The 18,656-nt window shown below is 42.6% G+C and carries 13 protein-coding genes; 5 read left to right on the forward strand and 8 right to left on the reverse strand.

Annotated features, from left to right (window positions below; all coding sequences use genetic code 11):
* Nucleotides 1–115: 115 nt before the first annotated feature.
* A complete protein-coding gene (locus tag ACMHKH_RS12090) occupies nucleotides 116–1,564 on the forward strand; it encodes a cytochrome P450 (RefSeq protein WP_413520892.1) in 1,449 nt (482 codons plus the stop codon).
* 396 nt (nucleotides 1,565–1,960) lie between these two features.
* On the opposite strand, the gene ACMHKH_RS12095 is transcribed toward ACMHKH_RS12090, so the two are convergent.
* The 4 genes from ACMHKH_RS12095 to ACMHKH_RS12110 form a co-directional block, all read right to left on the reverse strand.
* Nucleotides 1,961–2,848 (reverse strand): SDR family NAD(P)-dependent oxidoreductase, encoded by an 888-nt coding sequence (locus ACMHKH_RS12095; RefSeq protein WP_413520893.1) that lies wholly within the window; start codon nucleotides 2,846–2,848, stop codon nucleotides 1,961–1,963.
* Nucleotides 2,849–3,013: 165 nt separating this feature from the next.
* Nucleotides 3,014–4,045, reverse strand: a complete 1,032-nt coding sequence (gene dusB / locus ACMHKH_RS12100; RefSeq protein WP_413520894.1) for a tRNA dihydrouridine synthase DusB — start codon at nucleotides 4,043–4,045, stop codon at nucleotides 3,014–3,016.
* 82 nt (nucleotides 4,046–4,127) lie between these two features.
* Entirely contained in the window at nucleotides 4,128–6,176 is a 2,049-nt protein-coding gene (locus tag ACMHKH_RS12105; protein ID WP_413520904.1) for a BCCT family transporter, read from the reverse strand.
* Nucleotides 6,177–6,414: 238 nt separating this feature from the next.
* Nucleotides 6,415–6,855, reverse strand: a complete 441-nt coding sequence (locus ACMHKH_RS12110; protein ID WP_413520895.1) for an HIT family protein — start codon at nucleotides 6,853–6,855, stop codon at nucleotides 6,415–6,417.
* 228 nt (nucleotides 6,856–7,083) lie between these two features.
* Here ACMHKH_RS12110 and ACMHKH_RS12115 point away from each other — a divergent pair, with 228 nt between their 5' ends.
* The 3 genes from ACMHKH_RS12115 to ACMHKH_RS12125 all read left to right on the forward strand — a co-directional run bounded on the left by ACMHKH_RS12115 (nucleotide 7,084) and on the right by ACMHKH_RS12125 (nucleotide 11,414).
* Entirely contained in the window at nucleotides 7,084–7,836 is a 753-nt protein-coding gene (locus ACMHKH_RS12115) for a hypothetical protein (protein ID WP_413520896.1), read from the forward strand.
* A 179-nt stretch (nucleotides 7,837–8,015) separates the two neighbouring features.
* Nucleotides 8,016–9,926: a dihydroxy-acid dehydratase gene (gene ilvD, locus ACMHKH_RS12120; RefSeq protein WP_413520897.1), complete on the forward strand. Its 1,911-nt coding sequence runs from the start codon at nucleotides 8,016–8,018 to the stop codon at nucleotides 9,924–9,926.
* Between the two features lie 228 nt (nucleotides 9,927–10,154).
* Nucleotides 10,155–11,414, forward strand: coding sequence for a cation:proton antiporter (locus tag ACMHKH_RS12125; RefSeq protein ID WP_413520898.1), 1,260 nt, complete (start codon nucleotides 10,155–10,157; stop codon nucleotides 11,412–11,414).
* Between the two features lie 45 nt (nucleotides 11,415–11,459).
* Here ACMHKH_RS12125 and ACMHKH_RS12130 read toward each other — a convergent pair whose 3' ends face one another.
* From ACMHKH_RS12130 to ACMHKH_RS12145, 4 genes are all read right to left on the reverse strand, one after another.
* Nucleotides 11,460–12,857: a serine hydrolase domain-containing protein gene (locus ACMHKH_RS12130; protein WP_413520899.1), complete on the reverse strand. Its 1,398-nt coding sequence runs from the start codon at nucleotides 12,855–12,857 to the stop codon at nucleotides 11,460–11,462.
* A 107-nt stretch (nucleotides 12,858–12,964) separates the two neighbouring features.
* The gene (locus tag ACMHKH_RS12135; protein WP_413520900.1) at nucleotides 12,965–13,555 is read right to left on the reverse strand and encodes a serine/threonine protein phosphatase; all 591 of its coding nucleotides are present in this window, start codon (nucleotides 13,553–13,555) and stop codon (nucleotides 12,965–12,967) included.
* A 48-nt stretch (nucleotides 13,556–13,603) separates the two neighbouring features.
* Nucleotides 13,604–14,521: a MaoC family dehydratase gene (locus tag ACMHKH_RS12140; protein ID WP_413520901.1), complete on the reverse strand. Its 918-nt coding sequence runs from the start codon at nucleotides 14,519–14,521 to the stop codon at nucleotides 13,604–13,606.
* A gap of 309 nt (nucleotides 14,522–14,830) precedes the next feature.
* Nucleotides 14,831–16,231, reverse strand: coding sequence for a 3-oxoacyl-ACP reductase (locus tag ACMHKH_RS12145; RefSeq protein WP_413520902.1), 1,401 nt, complete (start codon nucleotides 16,229–16,231; stop codon nucleotides 14,831–14,833).
* Nucleotides 16,232–16,866: 635 nt separating this feature from the next.
* Between ACMHKH_RS12145 and ACMHKH_RS12150 the strand changes: the two genes are divergently transcribed.
* Entirely contained in the window at nucleotides 16,867–18,468 is a 1,602-nt protein-coding gene (locus ACMHKH_RS12150) for an acetyl-CoA C-acetyltransferase (RefSeq protein WP_413520903.1), read from the forward strand.
* The last annotated feature ends 188 nt before the right edge of the window (nucleotides 18,469–18,656 follow it).

Genomic DNA, 18,656 nt, shown 5'->3' on the forward strand with positions numbered 1-18,656 from the left:
TAATGTATGTTTAAGTCAGTATCTAAACAAGCCCAATGAGCTAAAAAATTCTATTTATTAGACTTATAGTCATTGAGTGCTCACCTCACACAGTCGGTCAAAGGATGACAATACAATGACAAAAACAAAAATAGTGAACTCTGTAAAAACAGCTCTGCCATCAACTCTAACCACAGCTATTGATAAAACTGCGGTGCAGGCCATCACAAAAGTCTCGGCAGTGGTGCCCATTCATATTCAAATAAAGGGGGCGCATCTGTTTCAAACGGTTAAAAAACGTGCGCTCAACCAAAGTGATTTTCCTGATTTTATTGAACAACCCATTCCAGAAGTGTCTACGCTAGCGTTAGCTGATATCGACCTAAGCAATCCATTTTTGTTTAGACAACATCGCTGGGAATCCTACTATAAACGCTTGCGTGATGAAGACCCTGTACATTATCAGGCCAATAGTCCGTTTGGTGCATTTTGGTCAGTCATGCGTTATGAAGACATCGTCTTTGTAGATAAGCATCACGAATTATTTTCGTCAGAACCGGTAATTCTATTGGGTAATCAGCCTGAAGGATTAAAGGCTGAAATGTTCATTGCAATGGATCCACCAAAGCATAATATTCAAAGGCAAGCGGTACAAGGCGTTGTCGCGCCCAAAAATTTGCAAGAAATGGAAGCCCTTATTCGTACGCGTACCCAAGAAGTGCTAGACAGCTTGCCAGTAGGTGTGGAATTTGATTGGGTAGAAACCGTATCTATTGAGCTGACGGCAAGAATGTTAGCTACCTTGTTAGATTTCCCTTATGAGAAACGCCGTAAACTAATTTATTGGTCAGATTTGGCAGCGGGCGCACCAGAGATGACTGGTGGCTCAAATGATATGGACGAAACCTTTATTGCTGTGGCTGATATGGCTAAACAGTTTGCAGAGTTGTGGCATGATAAAGCGGCACGAACGGCGGCGGGTGAAGCAAAGGGCTTTGACTTAATCACTTTATTGCAATCAAATGACGACACCAAAGACCTTGTTAGACGTCCGATGGAGTTTATTGGCAACTTGATCTTATTAATTGTTGGCGGTAACGACACCACACGTAACTCAATGACTGGCGGTGTATTAGCGCTACATAGTTTCCCAGAGCAGTTTACTAAGCTAAAAAACAATCCAAGTTTAATTCCCAATATGGTATCTGAGATTATTCGTTGGCAAACCCCTTTGGCCTATATGCGCCGTATTGCCACCCAAGATGTCGAACTAAACGGTAAACTAATTAAAAAAGGTGACAAAGTAGTGATGTGGTATGCCTCTGGCAACCGTGACGAGCGTTCGATTGAGCAGCCAGATGAATTCATCATTGATCGCAAAAATGCTCGTAACCATTTGTCATTTGGTTTTGGCGTACATCGTTGCATGGGCAATCGTTTGGCCGAAATGCAATTACGTATTCTGTGGGAAGAGTTGCTACAACGCTTTGAGAATATCGAAGTGGTCTCAAAACCAGAGATTGTACAGTCCAACTTTATCAGAGGCTATTCTAAAATGATGGTCAAATTCACTGCCAAAGTCTGATGACTAAAGCTAAGTGAAGCAATAGAAGCGTAGGTTACAAAGGCAAATAACACCTTAATCCTTGACTTAGGTTATGACCAGACGTACATTCAATTGCGACATTCCGCTTTATCCTGTACGTCTAGCAGAGTTATAACAAAAATTACTTGGCAGTCAGAACCCTGAAAGAGCGACTACTTCCACAAGAGTGATTATGGTAAAAAAAAGAATCCGCCAAATATTCAAGTCTTAGATAGAGTGCCAAACCGATAAAAGCACCTGACAACCTCGCACTTCTAATCACAAAATAACTAGAAGAGCACCCCTATCCTAACCGCTTATATAATTATTAAGGCATAAAAAAAGGACACCACAGCATCCTTTTTTATTTCAGCTCAAGGCTAATAAAGCTCTATTCTAATGATGCTCACCAGGTAAGATTCTGGCAAAGGCACGCTGAGCAAGATTTGGTTTTTTATCGGTAGTCAATCCTGCAAGGGTACTTGGGAAAATACGATAACCCATAGATTGGATACCAACGTTGATCGCTGGTGCCAATGAATAAGTAGCCGAGGCAAATTTACCCATGTTGCTGGCAATACTATTTGGTTTATGAACGATCGCTTTTGCTACCATCATCGCCGCTTCATCTGGCATCAGTGCAGGCATATAACGATAAAGCTTAGTTGGCGCAATCATAGGCGTGCGCACTAATGGCATAAATATATTGGTTATCGTCACATTATCGCCTTTTACTTCAGCGGCGAGGCAGCGACTAAAGGCATCCAATGCAGATTTTGAGGCGACATAAGCAGCAAAACGCGGACTATTTGCTAGTACACCAATCGATGAGATATTAACAATTTGACCGGTTTGGCGTTCAATCATTGTCGGCAAAAATCCAAGGATGATTTTGACCGCGCCAAAGTAATTGATATCCATGGTACGCTCAAAATCATGGAAACGATCTGTAGACTCATGAACCGAGCGGCGAATCGAACGACCGGCATTATTTACTAACACATCAACATGACCAAAATCAGCCAAAATTTGCGTGCTAACTGTTTCGATGGCATCCATATTGGTCAAATCACAAGGATAATAGCTTGCCTTGCCACCAAGCTCTTCAATTTTATCTTTGACGGCTTTTAGCTTCTCTTCAGTACGTGCCAATAAAATAACATGAGCACCACATTCACTAAGTAAAAAAGCGGTACGCTCACCAATACCGCTGGATGCACCTGTAATAATAATATTCTTGTCTTTAACTGCTTTGCTGATTGCTTTTTTTGAAGGGTTAGCCATAAAACATCCTTTTAAGAATTACACTGCCGTTAATATCACCCTAAATCATAGCAAAGAAATATAGGATAAAGGAAACAAATAAGCAATATAACGGCTTTAACTGTATAGACACGCTTGTTGGATAAAATATGGATGATTTTTTGCTCAATATATACTCTTTACTGACTACTCATGAGCATGCAAAAAAGCTTCTACTACACGGAACTGACCAGCGGTACTCTCCTCACCATACATGGCTTGCCGAAAGGCGTTAGAGTTGGGAATACCAGTGGTATACCAAGCGATATGCTTACGAGCAATACGGCAACCTGAGTATTCACCATAAAAACCGTATAATTCTTCTAAATGCGCCAATACAATTTTTTTAATCTCACTAACGCTTGGCTGTGCAAGCGTCTCCCCTGTACGCAAAAAATGCTCGATATCACGAAATATCCACGGCTGCCCTTGGGCGGCGCGTCCAATCATTACCGCATCACAACCAGTAAGTTCATAAACACGTTGTGCTTTTTGCGCGCTATCGATATCGCCATTGGCAATGACAGGAATACCAATGCTGTCTTTGACTTCACGTATCAGCTCATAGCGCGCTTCACCTGTATACATGTCCTCACGCGTACGCCCATGAATGGCAATCGCAGTAATGCCAGCTTGTTCTGCTCGCTTTGCAATACGTAAAATGTTTTCACGTCCATTCTCATAGCCCAAGCGTGTTTTTAAGGTGACGGGTGCATCGACAGCATTGACCGCAGCATCTAATAGACGTGCTACTAAGTCCTCATCTTGCAGCAGTGCAGAGCCAGCCAGCTTACGGCAAACCTTTTTAGCAGGACAACCCATATTAATATCAATAATTTGTGCACCATTATCAATCTGATAACGTGCGGCTTCTGCCAACTTATCAGGTTCTGCTCCGGCAATTTGGGCAGAAATAGGCGCAATCTCATTATCAAAATTGGCACGATAGAGGGATTTTTTGCGCGCATAAAGGGCCGTATCAGCGATAATCATCTCACTGACGGCATGACCAGCACCAAAGGATTTACATAATCTGCGAAAAGGATTGTCTGTCACGCCGGCCATCGGTGCGACCATCAGACGGTTTTCAATCGTTAAGCCGCCAATCACAAGTGGCTGCAATAAAGGATGGTCTGAAACAGGCAAAGACAAAGGTAAAACTGGAGAATCAATAGACATAAAAAACGGCTTGATTAGTAATGAAAACAAGCCGTTATTCTAAGGATTCGTACGCGTATTGCAAGTGATTAGCGTGAATAACTTATTTATCAAACACACTACCCTGCTCTAAGGTAATATCATCGTCATGTTCTTGCATACGCCACGGTAGGATATCTGGCGAGATATTGACGAAATGCAGATATTTCTCAAACTGATCGATAATGTCATTAATAATCGACACTGACTCATAACCATATAAGTCATAGGTCTGACCACCACGGCGCAAATACACCTCAGCACGGTAATGATGCTCTTGTGGCAGTTTACTTGCCATATCTTCGGTGTAATAATCAGGAATATCATGCTCTGATAAGCGAACTTCGTACCAGAATTCGACATTATCGCCACTTCTTAATTCTAGAACAGCACGATCATTAACCTCATCATAGTTCACATCAGGCAACCAGCCTGTATCGGCAAACTTTTCAGCCACTTCGTTCATAGAGGTTAGAACTGTGCCTTTGATATAGCCAAGCACTTTATCGCGCGTTGGCTGTTGGGTCATATAATCAATTCGCTCGCGCCAGGCATCTAATTTCAGCAGATGCGGTGGCAAATGATTGTCATTGGCTAAACTTTGATTACGATGACCTTCAATACGTAGCGCACGCCACATGCCAAACGCCGAAATCAGTATAATGATAGCAAAAGGCAGTGCGCTAACAATAGCTGCTGTCTGCAATGCCTCTAACCCACCTGCTACCAGTAAAGCAGCCGCAACCGCCCCTTCAGTCACTACCCAAAACGTACGCTGCCACCACGGCGTATCGGTACGTCCGCCAGCCGCTAATGCATCAATGACTAATGAGCCTGAATCTGATGAGGTGACAAAAAAGGTAATAATCAACAATACCGTCAATGATGAAACAATTTGCGTAAACGGTAAGTTTTCTAACAATTTAAATAATGCAATTGCTTGGTTATTTTGCACCTCAGTAATTAGCGACTCATAACCATCAACCATAATCATATGTAGCGCAGTATCACCAAACACAGAGAACCAGAAGAACGTAAATAAGGTTGGTACCAACATCACACCCAATACAAACTCACGGATGGTACGACCGCGACTAATTTTAGCGATAAATAAGCCAACAAAGGGCGCCCAAGCAATCGTCCATGCAAAGATAAATAGCGTCCAACTACCAATCCAATCACTCGATTGGTACGCTTGCAAGCTAAAGGTACGCTCAACGATATTGCCTAAATAGCTGCCCGTGTTTTCCATAAAGGCATTTAAGATAAAGATGGTTGGACCTACTACAAACACGAAAAGCATTAAGGCGGTTGCTAACAGCATATTTAGAATAGATAGCCGCTTAACGCCTTTGTCCATCCCAGCCAGCACCGATGCCAAAGCTGCTAATGTCACCAGCACAATAATAATAATTTGCACGGTAATACTGACCGGAATCATCTCTGGCAGCAGATAATTTAAACCGGCATTAATTTGCGATACCGAAATCCCTAAGCTGGTCGCTATACCAAACATCGTACCGACAATCGCAAACACATCAACGGTATGCCCGATAGGACCATGGATTCTATCGCCAATTAATGGGTATAGCGTTGAGCGTACCGACAGCGGCAAGCCATGACGGAATGAGAAATACGCTAGCGATATGCCTACCACGCCATAAATTGCCCAGATATGAAAGCCCCAATGAAAATAGGCAATTTGCATTGCTTCTTTGGCGGCCTCAATGGTTTGCGGTGTCGATAACGGTGGACTGGCAAAATGTATCACCGGTTCCGCTACCCCATAGAACAGCAAGGCTATGCCATAACCTGCCGAAAATAGCATCGCAAACCATTCTAAAAACTTATATTCAGCTTCGGCATGGTCAGGCCCCAGCTTAATATTGCCGTAAGGTGAAAATGCCAGATAGATAATAAACATGAGGAATATAGCTACTGCTAACATATAAAACCAACCGAAAGTATCGGTGGTAAATTTCAAAACAGTACCAAATAACGCGCCAGCAGCTTCAGGATTCACTGCCGTGCCGATGACCAATAGCAGCATAATAGCAGCAGCTGGAATAAATACTGGCAGTAAAATGGTGGAACGGTAGGATTTACTCTTCATACAAGTATTCTTATTAACACCAAAAATAGACTTCATATTTATCATAAATCGCTTACAAACCCCAGTAATGCCGCTAATATGTAACATTACTTTAACTTTTACTACATGACTATTACCAAGTAATAAAAAAGGCAACTTGATAGTTGCCTTTTTATAATTATTTAGAACATCGGCTGCTTATAATGTTTTTGCTAAAAAATGCTCTATTTCTTCAATTTCAAGTGTGCAAATTTAAATCCTAAGCGTTGATAATCGCTGCTAATTGCTTCGCGGTCTCAGCAAGCTCTGCATGATCAGCTTGTGTGACGGCATGGCGACCTAATTCATGAATACTTGAGGGAATGAGATGCACGTGGTAATGAAACACAGTTTGCCCCGCCTCGCTACCGTTTAGTTGCATCTGAATAATGCCTTCACGCTTAAACAGCTGACGTTGGGCTTGCATGATTTTTTTAGCAGTCATCAATACTGCAGCTGCGTATTCTGGTTCTAAATCTACTAAATCAACGGCTTTTTGCTTTGGTATAACCAAAACATGTCCTGCTGCTTGCGGCATAATATCCATAAAAGCGAGTGTTTTATCATCTTCATAAACCTTATGATAAGGAATTTCACCCTTTAGCATTTTGGCAAAAATATTATCATCTTGATAAGCGGTTTGTGTATTGGCTGCAGTCATTTCTTATTCCTTAGATTAAAATAGTTATTAATATTAGATAGGTTTCAGTATTACAAGGTAATTTCCGTCACAAAATATAGTGGATGAAATCTGCCTTAAGTACAAGTACCGGATAATCATTGATTCATCTTCAACATCAAAGCCGTCGCTTTGGTTGATGATTAATTTATTGACGGCTCATAGGCGATAAATGTTATATTAATCCCCTCTGTTAATGACCTCACCATTATGGATTTGACTGCCTTGCCAACTCAATTATCAAATAATACAGACATTCATGTCGGGTCTGCTAATAATGCTAGCGAGCAGACACTTGCGGGGAGCAAGCCTCCAGTTACTGACCCAAACGCTATTATCTTGGCGCACGCATTGACTGATAAAACCATCAGTTGGCGTATTCATAACTGTAAAATCAGTAAAAATACGGTTACGCAAGATTTACCATTACCATTTTTATATCACTATGACAGCTTGGACGATGCTATTAAGCAGACGCATCCCTTAACGCCAAAGCTACTGGCACAGTTTAATACGCCAATGGCAGCGCAAGAAGCTGCAAAGCTAATTGGTATCGATGAAGCACTCATATCAAGTCCGTGGCATATCAAAGTCGTTGGCTCATTGGTGGTATTTAGCGAAGCGTTACAACTTGCTGTTCGTTTACATTGGACCAATACTGGCAAAGAGACGCAGCAGATTTATACTCAAAACAAAGATGATGCTATCCTTGCCGCTTTTAAAGAATGGCAGTTTTTTGGTCGTATTGATGTTTTGTATAAAAATGATAAACAGGCTCTGATTAGCGTTGATGAACAAAGCATCGATACAGAAACTAATAAGCCGCTGCCATTGACGATAGAAGCCAGTAATGACTATCAGTACTTGCTAGCGACTCACGCCTTGGTGGTTATTGCCAAACTTGAAGCTGATAAAGCTGAACTCCCTTGGTTTGAAACCGCTATTTTGGAGCGGCTGGCATAAATATTGACCCTCAAGTCTCAGACTATATGGGTTAATAGTTTTCCGTTACTCATATCTAATGGTATGGTAGCTACTTAGTATTATTCACTAGTACTCACTCTCCATAAAAAGCACACTATTAACATCACATTTGAAGGTGAAATTGTTAATACATCTCGCCTACTCGTAAGGAATATCACATGGATTATAATTCAAAAACCTCTACCGGCGGTCGTAATATGGCTGGTGCGCGTGCGCTTTGGCGTGCAACTGGCATGACTGATGGCGACTTTGGCAAGCCTATTATTGCCATTGCCAACTCATTTACTCAGTTTGTACCCGGTCATGTGCATCTTAAAGATTTGGGCCAAATGGTCGCACGCGAGATTGAAAAAGCGGGTGGCGTGGCAAAAGAGTTTAATACCATTGCGGTCGATGACGGTATTGCGATGGGTCATAGCGGTATGTTGTATTCACTACCGAGTCGTGATTTGATTGCGGATTCTGTGGAATACATGGTTAATGCTCACTGCGCTGATGCGCTAGTCTGTATCTCTAACTGCGATAAAATCACTCCAGGTATGTTGATGGCAGCCATGCGCCTAAATATTCCGGTGGTCTTTATTTCAGGTGGCCCAATGGAAGCGGGTAAAATTATCGCCAGTACGGTTGCACACAGTCATAATAATGACGGCGGCAGCGATGCGCAAAGTGTTGATAGTAAAGGTAATGCCATTCGCAAGCTTGATTTAGTCGATGCGATGATGGACGCTGCTGATGACAGCATTAGTGATGAAGATGTCGCCGCTATTGAAGCCTCAGCGTGTCCTACTTGTGGCTCATGCTCTGGTATGTTCACTGCCAACTCGATGAACTGCTTGACCGAAGCATTAGGATTGGCATTACCGGGTAATGGTTCGCTTTTAGCCACTCATTCGCTACGTCGCGAGTTATTCTTAGAAGCAGGTCGTACGATTGTCGATCTTGCTAAACGCCGCTATGAGCAAGACGATGACTCAGTACTACCGCGCTCTATCGCTACTAAAGCTGCCTTTGAAAATGCCATGACTTTAGACATCGCCATGGGCGGCTCGACCAATACTATTTTGCACTTATTGGCAGCAGCTAATGAAGCCGAAGTCGACTTTAAAATGCATGACATTGACCGTTTAAGTCGCGGTGTACCTTGTTTGGCTAAGGTTGCCCCTGCTTCACAAAAATATCATATGGAAGATGTGCATCGTGCTGGCGGTGTCTTTGCGCTATTGGCCGAGCTTGACCGTGCTGGGTTGTTGCATACCGATTTGCCGACTATCCATAGCGCGACGATGAAAGAAGCGATTGATAAATGGGATATTATGAATCCTGACAATCTTGAAGCACGTGCACGCTATATCGCAGCGCCTGGTGGCGTACGTACTACTGAGGCATTTTCGCAATCAAAAGAATGGTCAAATCTGGATGTCAACCGTGAATCCGGCTGTATTCGTAGTACCCAGCATGCCTATTCAACCGATGGTGGTCTTGCGGTTCTATACGGTAATATTGCTGAGCGTGGCTGTGTGGTCAAAACTGCCGGCGTCGATGACAGCATTTTAGTATTCACCGGACGCGCGCGTTTATTTGAATCACAAGATGATGCTGTCGCTGCGGTACTTGATGATCAAATCGTGGCAGGCGACGTGGTCATCATCCGCTATGAAGGTCCTAAAGGTGGTCCTGGTATGCAAGAGATGCTTTATCCGACGACTTACCTAAAATCTAAAGGTTTGGGTAAAGAGTGCGCACTACTAACTGATGGTCGCTTCTCTGGCGGTACTTCGGGCTTATCAATTGGTCATGCCAGCCCTGAAGCGGCTGAAGGTGGCGCGATTGGCTTAGTACAAGAAGGCGATACTATTCATATTGATATCCCGAACCGTACGATTAATATGCAGGTTAGCGATGCTGAGTTAGCAGCACGTCGCGAAGAGATGAAGTCTCGTGGTAGTAAAGCATGGAAACCGGTTAACCGTGAACGTCATGTATCACCTGCTCTACGTGCCTATGCAGCGATGACCACCAGTGCCGATACTGGTGCGGTACGTGATGTCAGTCAAGTTGAACGTTAGAACAATCGTCATTTTATAATTATTGTTTTGCTGCATATAAATACTAAATAAAAAAGTCTGCCTTGAGCAGGCTTTTTTTCACCAAAAAACAACGCATTTTTCCATCTAAGCACTATCTGATAACGTTTTTTTGCGGTATTCAGATTTTTTTACCGTCATTATAAACGGCTATTGAATATCAATTCTTGTTAGCCTTTTAAAATAAATATAACAGCGTGCATCAACCTTATGATTGAAAATTACAATTTATTCTTATTGGTCTGCGGCATTGCCTTTGTGTTTGGCGCACTATTCCCGATTCTTTTTAAACGCACACCCATCTCCTTGCCCATGCTGCAATTAAGCTTTGGTTTGCTGATGGGCTATTTTTGGACGAGCTTAGCATTTTTGAACCCTATCGATAATGGACTGATTATCGAAAAGCTGACCGAAATTGTAGTATTGGTTTCTTTAGTAGGTGCGGGTATTAAGATTGATACTAAGCTGTCTTGGCGCTTATGGCGTCCAACGATGCGTCTACTCCTGATTACCATGCCCATCGGTATTTTTGCCATGGCGGTCTTAGGTTATTATGCCTTTGGTATGACAATAGGCGCTGCGATTTTGTTGGGTGCAGTCCTTGCCCCGACCGACCCTGTTTTAGCTTCTAGCATTCAAGTTGGACCGCCTAATACCGGCGGCGAAGACACACCGCGCTTTACCTTAACCTCAGAAGCAGGGTTGAATGATGGGCTAGCCTTCCCTTTTGTTTATCTGGCGATTAAGATTGCAGAAGCCTATGGTGAAGGGCAGCGTTTTACAGGGGAGATGCTGTGGTCATGGTTTACCCATGATGTGTTATGGAAGATAGGCGCTGGGCTATTGGTCGGTATTGTCGTTGGTAAAGTCATGGCAAAGCTGGTGTTCTCAAAGTACAGCCGCGAGACAACGATGTCTCAAGGCTATGTTGTTATTGCCCTTACCTTGATGGCCTATGGCTTAGCAGAATATGTCCACAGTTATGGTTTTATCGCGGTATTTGTTGCCGCATTTGCCTTTCGCCGTTCAGAATGTGAGCATAGCTACCACCATAAACTGCATGATTTTGCCGAGCAGTCAGAAGGCTTATTGATGTCATTAGTACTCGTTATTTTCGGTATGTTTCTTGGGCAAGGTCTGCAAGCTGGCGTTGAGCTGACATGGCGCGTTTATATCGTCAGCTTTACTTTTTTACTGCTAATTCGTCCGCTTGGCGGATTCATTGCTTTATCAGGACTGAACCTACCACGTACTGAAAAATACGCCATATCAGCACTGGGTATCCGCGGCATCGGTACTCTTTATTACTTATCCTATGCACTCAACCAAGGGTTCTTTAACGATGAAGACGCCCTCAAACTTTGGATAGTATGCTCCATTGTGATTTTAGCGTCTATTTTTATCCATGGTTTAACGGCAAAACAGCTGCTTAAAATGACGCCGAATAAAAGGCTTGCATGGCATGAATAGCATATTTAATCAAAAAAATAGCTATTTATAACCTATTAATATTGACTAAACCTTCTCATCAATCAATCCTAATACCGCTTCCGTCAGCGCAAACTGGCGGATATCATTGAGCATGGTCACATCAAAATTATGGATAAAGGCAAACGATAACTGCCGCTCAGGGTCGCACCACGCGACCGAACCGTTATAACCCATATGACCAAAACTTTGCGGCGCACAAGATTTTGCATTTTGAGTATTTTCCTCAGAACTCTCATCATTACAAATACTAAAGCGGCGATGATAACCCAAACGCCAATCCATATGGGCTGGCATGACAGCATCCATACCCGTCACTTGCGGCGTTGATAGCTCTTTAAATGTTGCCTCATCAATCAGGGTTTTGCCTTGCCATACGCCACCATTAGCTAGCATCGCATAAATCGTTGCCATAGCTTGTGCTGATGCGACGCCATTAGCAGCAGGGATAGTCGCCTGTAAGGTTTGCGGCTGGTAATAATCAATCGGCTCTTTGCTAGCAAGTAACAGAGCTGCTTTATAGTTTTTAAGATTCAGCTGACTGTTATTAAAGTATAAGCGATTGATTTGCGCCGTATCTAAATCTGCTACATTTGCTTGTTTTTGCCAACAAGCATAGCTTGGTAAATGACGATAAGTCTGCAAGGTATTAGCAGAATCTGGTTTTAATACTGGTTTATGACGACGGGCACGTGGCTGCGGCTGTGTACTTTCTTGTACTTCTTCTGGCGCGTCCTCTAGAATTTTGAAGTTTTTAACCAAGCGCGCGACTTTGTTGAGTTGATTGTCTGGTACCCCAAAATAGCAGCTGTCAGCAATACCTAACGGCTCTGTTAGATAATGGCGTAATGCTTGAGCTAATGGCATAGCAGCAACCGCTTCTATCACACCGCCCAATACCCAACCATAAACCAAAGCACTGTAGGCACTGCCATATAACTCAGCTTGTTCAGGTGCGGTTATCGGCATCGAAGCAATTTTTTCTAACATGACATTCCAATCAAGCACCGTTTTATTATCAACATCGATACTTTGAATTGAAAATAGATTGGCTTGATGTGACATTACGCTACGTAAAGTGACCTTGTGCTTTCCCTGCTCAGAAAAAGCTGGCCAATAATAAGCAATCGGTGTGTCATAGTTGAGCATTTTTTGCGATACCAAGACATGAACCAGTGTCGCTAAAATGCCTTTGCCCGTAGAAAAATTAAGCGACAACGTATCAGTACTCCATGACGATTCTGCCCGTGCCATACCGACACTCGCCTGCGCGATACACCTACCAGCTTGGTAAACCACCAACGCGCCACCGGCTGGCGCATCATCTAACTGTAAATCCGCTAATAACTGCTGTAGACGATGTTGGATATTAGGGTTAATAGCTATATTGGGACTTTGACCGTCACTCTTGTCATTATTTGTCATGAATTTCTCGCTTTACTTATAGAAAAATAGATTACCTGCTCATAAAAAAGGCCACCCATTGGTCGCCTTTTTTATTACTCAGTTTGCTACTCAATAATACTTATGCTTTAGCGCGGCACTAACAAACGATTATGAACTTCTTCTTCAAGCTTAGTCAAACCATGACTGCGGCCTCGTTCCATTGCGGTATCCATTTTACGTCCACGTAACCAGCCAGCTCGTAGTGCTATGGCAGCACCAGCACGATTACCAGAACCGCAATGCATGGCGATTTTTTTGCCATGATATTGACGTAGTATATTATCAAATGCCAGTATTTTTAACTGCTTTAAATCAGCAGCGCCGCTGATGGGCAGCTGCTCATAATGCATACCTGCGTGCTCAACAGCAGCTTTTTCATCAAAGCTTAGCTCATCGTCAGGTTGTAAGTTAAATACCAACTCGACCCCAGCTGCCGCCAATGCCGCCACCTTTTCTTCATCAAGCGCCCCACATACAATGGTATTATCATCAGGACGAAAATATGGTTCAAATATGCTGGCAAGGTTAATGCCATTATCGGTAGCGCTCTCAGTAGTAATGTCCGTACTGACAGCATCAGCATTAACACCTTCACTGTGAGCATCATTGACCGATTCTGTTACCGTAGCTAAGTGCTCAGAAGGAGCGGTGCTTGTCGCATTTTCATGTAAAGTCATAAGGATAAATGTATTCGTTAGCAATGGTTTTAATATAAAAGCGATATGTTACTTCTCTGCATCCTGCAAGGTAATCACACCTGCAAGATGCGGTTTGTCATTTTTTGCACTGAACAAGCCAAATTGGCAAGTATCTTCTTTGCCTTCTAATTGAGCAAGTGGCTCGGCGATAAGCTCCACTTCAGACGGTAAGAAAATTGGCAGCTTAAATGACACCTCAACCGTACAAGCATCAGGTAGCTCACCCATCATTGCCAAACACTTAGCTTTTGACCACATACCGTGAGCAATAGCTTTTGGAAAACCAAAGGCACGCGCTGATAATGGATGCAAATGAATGAGATTAAAGTCCCCAGAAACAAACGCATAACGACGACCGATATCTTCTGGCACTTCAAAAATACTGTGTACGCCCTCTTTATTAATAGCTGGCTTGACGGTCACTGGACGCGGCGTGCTTTTTCTATCTTTACTGGTGGCAGGTTTTTTGCCACGTGATAGATAAGTCGACGTGCCTTCCCAAATAATTTCATCCGCTGATTTTATCGTAGTGACAAAGTCAAACTGCTGACCTTGGGCATGGTCACGTAAATTATCGAACATCACTGACATCGCAACCGTTTCACTCTCACCAATAGCACGATACTGGGTCACACTGTTATCGACGTGTACTAATCCTAGCATAGCAAACGGAAATGGTTCTTTAACCATCATATTCATCTGTAACGCCTGTGACAGTACCGAAAAATACGTGATTGGTACATTTCCATTGTCTGCAAAACCACAAATCTTACGATAGTCGTCAAGATTGCTTTGGTCAATATGTAAATCGTCTACATAATAAGTCGCTTGCGGTAACTCGTCGCGGCTGACTTTACCATTATTACCGATAGGTAATAGGCTTTTGACAATATTGGCATAGGTGGTATGTGCTTTTGGCAACGCGTCATAATGTTTGTCTGACATAATAAATCCTAAGTAAGGCTTGAGCAGTTTTTTGGTGGTAGTAAATATACTATGAAGTGATTGGTTAAAATATAGGATAAGACCATAAAACAGGCGCAACGTTCTTTGGCTTATTATTACTGTGTTTTTATCATAAAAAAGCCACCCTTGGGCAGCTTTATTACAATTTATCAGCGATTTTTCGTAAGCATATGTGAGCTAATTTCAATAACTCATTTAATAAAGGCGATTAACGACCAGTTTTATGGCTCACATAGCCTTCATTGTTATTGCCATTATCGTGATGACTGTCATCTGATATCAGGACAATTATGCACCCAATAAACTTTGACCACAAACACGAACGGTGTTGCCATTTAGACCACCAGAAGCAGGTGATGCAAACCATGCGATGGTTTCTGCCACGTCTACTGGTAAGCCACCTTGGCTCATTGAGTTCATACGGCGACCAGCTTCACGAATGGCAAATGGAATCGCTTCAGTCATTTGTGTTTCGATGAATCCTGGTGCAACCGCATTGATCGTCATGCCTTTTGCATTGTCTTCTAACTGCTTAGCGGTGGCATTTACCAAACCAATAACACCAGCTTTGGACGTGGCATAGTTGGTTTGACCCAAGTTGCCAGCGATACCGGAGATTGATGACACACACACAATACGAGCGTTTTCTTTTAATACGTCATTATCAAGTAAATAACGGTTCAGCTTAGCGATACTGCCCAAGTTGATATTGATAACCATATCCCACTTTTGCTCATCCATGTTTGCCAGTGTTTTATCACGGGTGATACCAGCATTATGAATCACTGAATCCAAACCACCACGCTTTTGCGCAGCTTCTGCAATTTCTTTGCCAGCGTCATCGCTAGTAATGTCAACTGTTAGAACAGAACCACTGATTTCGCTAGCAACTTTTTGCAAATCTGCTTGCTGCTGAGGTACATCTAAACAGATAACATGCGCGCCTTCACGAGCCAATACACGGGCAATCGCTTCGCCAATACCGCGACTTGCACCAGTGACTAGCATGGTTTTGCCACCTAATGGCTGGTTCCAATCGACATCGACATTAGCGCCGTTACTGACACGTACGACCTGTCCTGATACATAAGCTGAACGAGCTGAGGTAAAGAAGCGTAGCGTTGAATCCAGATTCTGCTCAGCGCCTTCTGCAACATAGATAAGCTGTGCTGTGATACCACGTTTAAACTCTTTACCAACCGATTTTACAAAGCCTTCAAGGGCACGCTGCGCCAATGCTGCTTCGATATCTGTTAAGGCTTCTGGTGGACGACCAATCACAATTACTCGACCTGACTTTTCAACACGGCGGGCGACACTATGAAAGAACTCATATACTTGCTTAAGCTCATCAGCATTGCTGATATTACTAGCATCAAACAATAAAACTTTGAATTTCTCATCACTGCCAGTATTGGCTTTGGCTTTAACGCCTGCATCAGATAAAGTATCTTTTACGTTATCACCACTGTTTACAAAGACTTCAGTATGCAGCTCTGACAAAATACGAGCCACTGACGCACTGACTGCTTTATCGTCGCCACTAGCACGCCCAATCAGTACGCTACCACGTACCAAAGGCTGTCCACTATCAAAGCGATCAAGATCTACAGGCATTGGTAAGCCTAGGTTCTTTGCAACTTTTTTACCAATAGACGATTGAACAAAATCACCATAACGGTCTGACATAAGATAATCCTTTAGTTGATGAGTAAAATATTAACGAATAAAAATGCAAAGTATTTATTATAGAATATGGGCGCACTACACTCATTATTCAGTGCCATGAGCATATATTAATAACAAATACCTAGTAAATAAATAATTAGTAAATGGCTTAAAAATGGCCTTAACTATACACATCCACGCCAAACAAGTCCAAAAATCCCTAATGTCTATAACGATATGTAGACAAGCCAGTATACAAGACGATAGCTTTCTCTAGCATTAAAGGCTTTTTGTTTGTGCTAAAATAAGACCTATAAGTTATGGCAAACGCATTTATTGATAACAATATATTATCAAATTCGCTGTTATGCAACGCTTTAAAGCAGTCTATAGCGTTCATATTTATGGCTGGCAACGCTGCAATGTCTATAGTTAAGCGTCACATCGTTTGCTAAAGATATACAGTAAGGCTATAAAAAGCCTCTTATGCTCTATAACGATGGTCTGTAGTATATAGCGCAATAAATACTAGTACCTATAAGTAATACACGTAGTACCTAATAATTTTTTAGGTGATTTTAGAATAATGACTCTCATTATTTAACTATTTTTTTGACAACTTCGCTTTTCTACCCATACTTTTTAAGGATAATATTATGAGTAACAAAAACAATCATTCAGATAGTCCTGTTATCGAAACTACTGTCGTAAAAGCCAGTGAAGCAAAGAGCAAAGAGTCTGCTGCTGATAAAGCAGCTACTGACGCAAAAAAGACAGACACCAAAGCAGTAGAGCCAAAAGCTGACAGTGCTAAAAAAGAAACCGTAGCAAAAGATAGTAAAACGACTGCGACTAAAGACGATAGCGCTACTAAAGAAAGCAGCGATAAGAAAGAAGCGGCCAACAAGTCTGATGCAGCCCCTACTAAGAAAGCAAGTACTGTGGCTAAAAAAGCTAGCACGACTAAGCTTAGCTCAGGTCAGAACCGCGTAGCTATCCTAGGCGGCAACCGTATCCCATTTGCACGCTCAAACGGTGCTTATGCTGACGTCAGCAATACTGATATGCTAACCGCTGCCTTAGACGGCTTGGTTGAGCGTTATAACTTGCAAGACGAAAAAATTGGTGAAGTCGTTGCTGGTGCAGTGATGAAACTGAGCCGCGATATCAACTTGACTCGTGAAGCGACTCTAAATACAGCGCTTAACCCACATACACCAACCTATGATATCTCTCAAGCTTGTGGTACTGGCTTGCAAGCGACGTTCGCTTCTGCTAATAAAATCGCCCTTGGTATCATTGATTCAGCCATTACTGGCGGTGTTGATACCACCTCTGATGCGCCTATCGCGGTTGGTGATGGCTTACGTAAAGTATTGATTAAATTGGGAGCAGCTAAAGACAATAAACAACGTCTAAAAGCGCTAATGGGTCTAAATCCAAAAGATTTACTGGATACGCCGCAAAATGGTGAGCCGCGTACTGGTTTATCAATGGGTGATCATCAAGCGATTACTACGCTTGAATGGAACATCAGTCGTGAAGCACAAGATGAGCTTGCTTTTACTAGCCATCAAAATCTAGCACGTGCTTATGATGAAGGTTTCTTTGATGACCTAATCACTCCATATAAAGGTCTGACTCGCGATAACAACTTGCGTCCAGATACTACTTTAGAAAAGCTTGCCAAGCTAAAGCCAGTGTTTGGTAAAAAGAATGCCAAACCAACCATGACTGCCGCTAACTCTACCCCGCTAACAGATGGTGCATCTTGTATTCTATTAGGTACTGATGAGTGGGCTGCTGAACATGGTCTAAAACCATTAGCGTATATTGTTCACCAAGAAACAGCCGCTGTCGACTTCATTGGTAAATCTGGTGATACAGAAGGTTTATTAATGGCGCCAGCTTATGCGGTACCGCGTATGCTTGAGCGTGCAGGTCTAACGCTACAAGATTTCGATTTTTATGAAATCCATGAAGCTTTTGCCTCACAAGTATTATCAACGCTTGCTGCATGGGAAGATGAGAAATTCTGTGAAGAGCGTTTAGGTCTTGATGCACCACTAGGCTCTATTGATCGTAGCAAGCTAAACGTCAACGGCTCATCACTTGCTGCAGGTCATCCATTTGCGGCAACGGGTGGTCGTATCCTAGCTACCGCTGCTAAATTACTGGATCAAAAAGGCTCAGGTCGTGCGCTGATTTCTATCTGCGCAGCTGGCGGTCAAGGTGTGACTTGTATCCTAGAAAAATAGTAACTTAAGAACTTAGCTTGTAAGATTGGCTAATTCTTAAAATACCCTTTAATCTATAGATTAGAGGGTATTTTTTTGTCCCTATAAAACTGCTCTACTCTATGAAAATAATCATAAAACCCGCCCTATGCATAGCATTTAGACATGTTATGCTAAAGTAAATAGCAAAGATTGATAAAACAATACTA

Source organism: Psychrobacter glacincola, assembly GCF_965118485.1.
Classification (GTDB): Bacteria; Pseudomonadota; Gammaproteobacteria; order Pseudomonadales; family Moraxellaceae; genus Psychrobacter; species Psychrobacter glacincola_D.

What these genes read in the sequence shown, in the direction of transcription:
- ACMHKH_RS12090 (WP_413520892.1), top strand. Translation starts at nt 116, where the DNA reads ATGACAAAAACAAAAATAGTGAACTCTGTAAAAACAGCTCTGCCATCA.
- ACMHKH_RS12095 (WP_413520893.1), bottom strand. Translation starts at nt 2,848, where the DNA reads ATGGCTAACCCTTCAAAAAAAGCAATCAGCAAAGCAGTTAAAGACAAG.
- dusB (WP_413520894.1), bottom strand. Translation starts at nt 4,045, where the DNA reads ATGTCTATTGATTCTCCAGTTTTACCTTTGTCTTTGCCTGTTTCAGAC.
- ACMHKH_RS12105 (WP_413520904.1), bottom strand. Translation starts at nt 6,176, where the DNA reads ATGAAGAGTAAATCCTACCGTTCCACCATTTTACTGCCAGTATTTATT.
- ACMHKH_RS12110 (WP_413520895.1), bottom strand. Translation starts at nt 6,855, where the DNA reads ATGACTGCAGCCAATACACAAACCGCTTATCAAGATGATAATATTTTT.
- ACMHKH_RS12115 (WP_413520896.1), top strand. Translation starts at nt 7,084, where the DNA reads ATGGATTTGACTGCCTTGCCAACTCAATTATCAAATAATACAGACATT.
- ilvD (WP_413520897.1), top strand. Translation starts at nt 8,016, where the DNA reads ATGGATTATAATTCAAAAACCTCTACCGGCGGTCGTAATATGGCTGGT.
- ACMHKH_RS12125 (WP_413520898.1), top strand. Translation starts at nt 10,155, where the DNA reads ATGATTGAAAATTACAATTTATTCTTATTGGTCTGCGGCATTGCCTTT.
- ACMHKH_RS12130 (WP_413520899.1), bottom strand. Translation starts at nt 12,857, where the DNA reads ATGACAAATAATGACAAGAGTGACGGTCAAAGTCCCAATATAGCTATT.
- ACMHKH_RS12135 (WP_413520900.1), bottom strand. Translation starts at nt 13,555, where the DNA reads ATGACTTTACATGAAAATGCGACAAGCACCGCTCCTTCTGAGCACTTA.
- ACMHKH_RS12140 (WP_413520901.1), bottom strand. Translation starts at nt 14,521, where the DNA reads ATGTCAGACAAACATTATGACGCGTTGCCAAAAGCACATACCACCTAT.
- ACMHKH_RS12145 (WP_413520902.1), bottom strand. Translation starts at nt 16,231, where the DNA reads ATGTCAGACCGTTATGGTGATTTTGTTCAATCGTCTATTGGTAAAAAA.
- ACMHKH_RS12150 (WP_413520903.1), top strand. Translation starts at nt 16,867, where the DNA reads ATGAGTAACAAAAACAATCATTCAGATAGTCCTGTTATCGAAACTACT.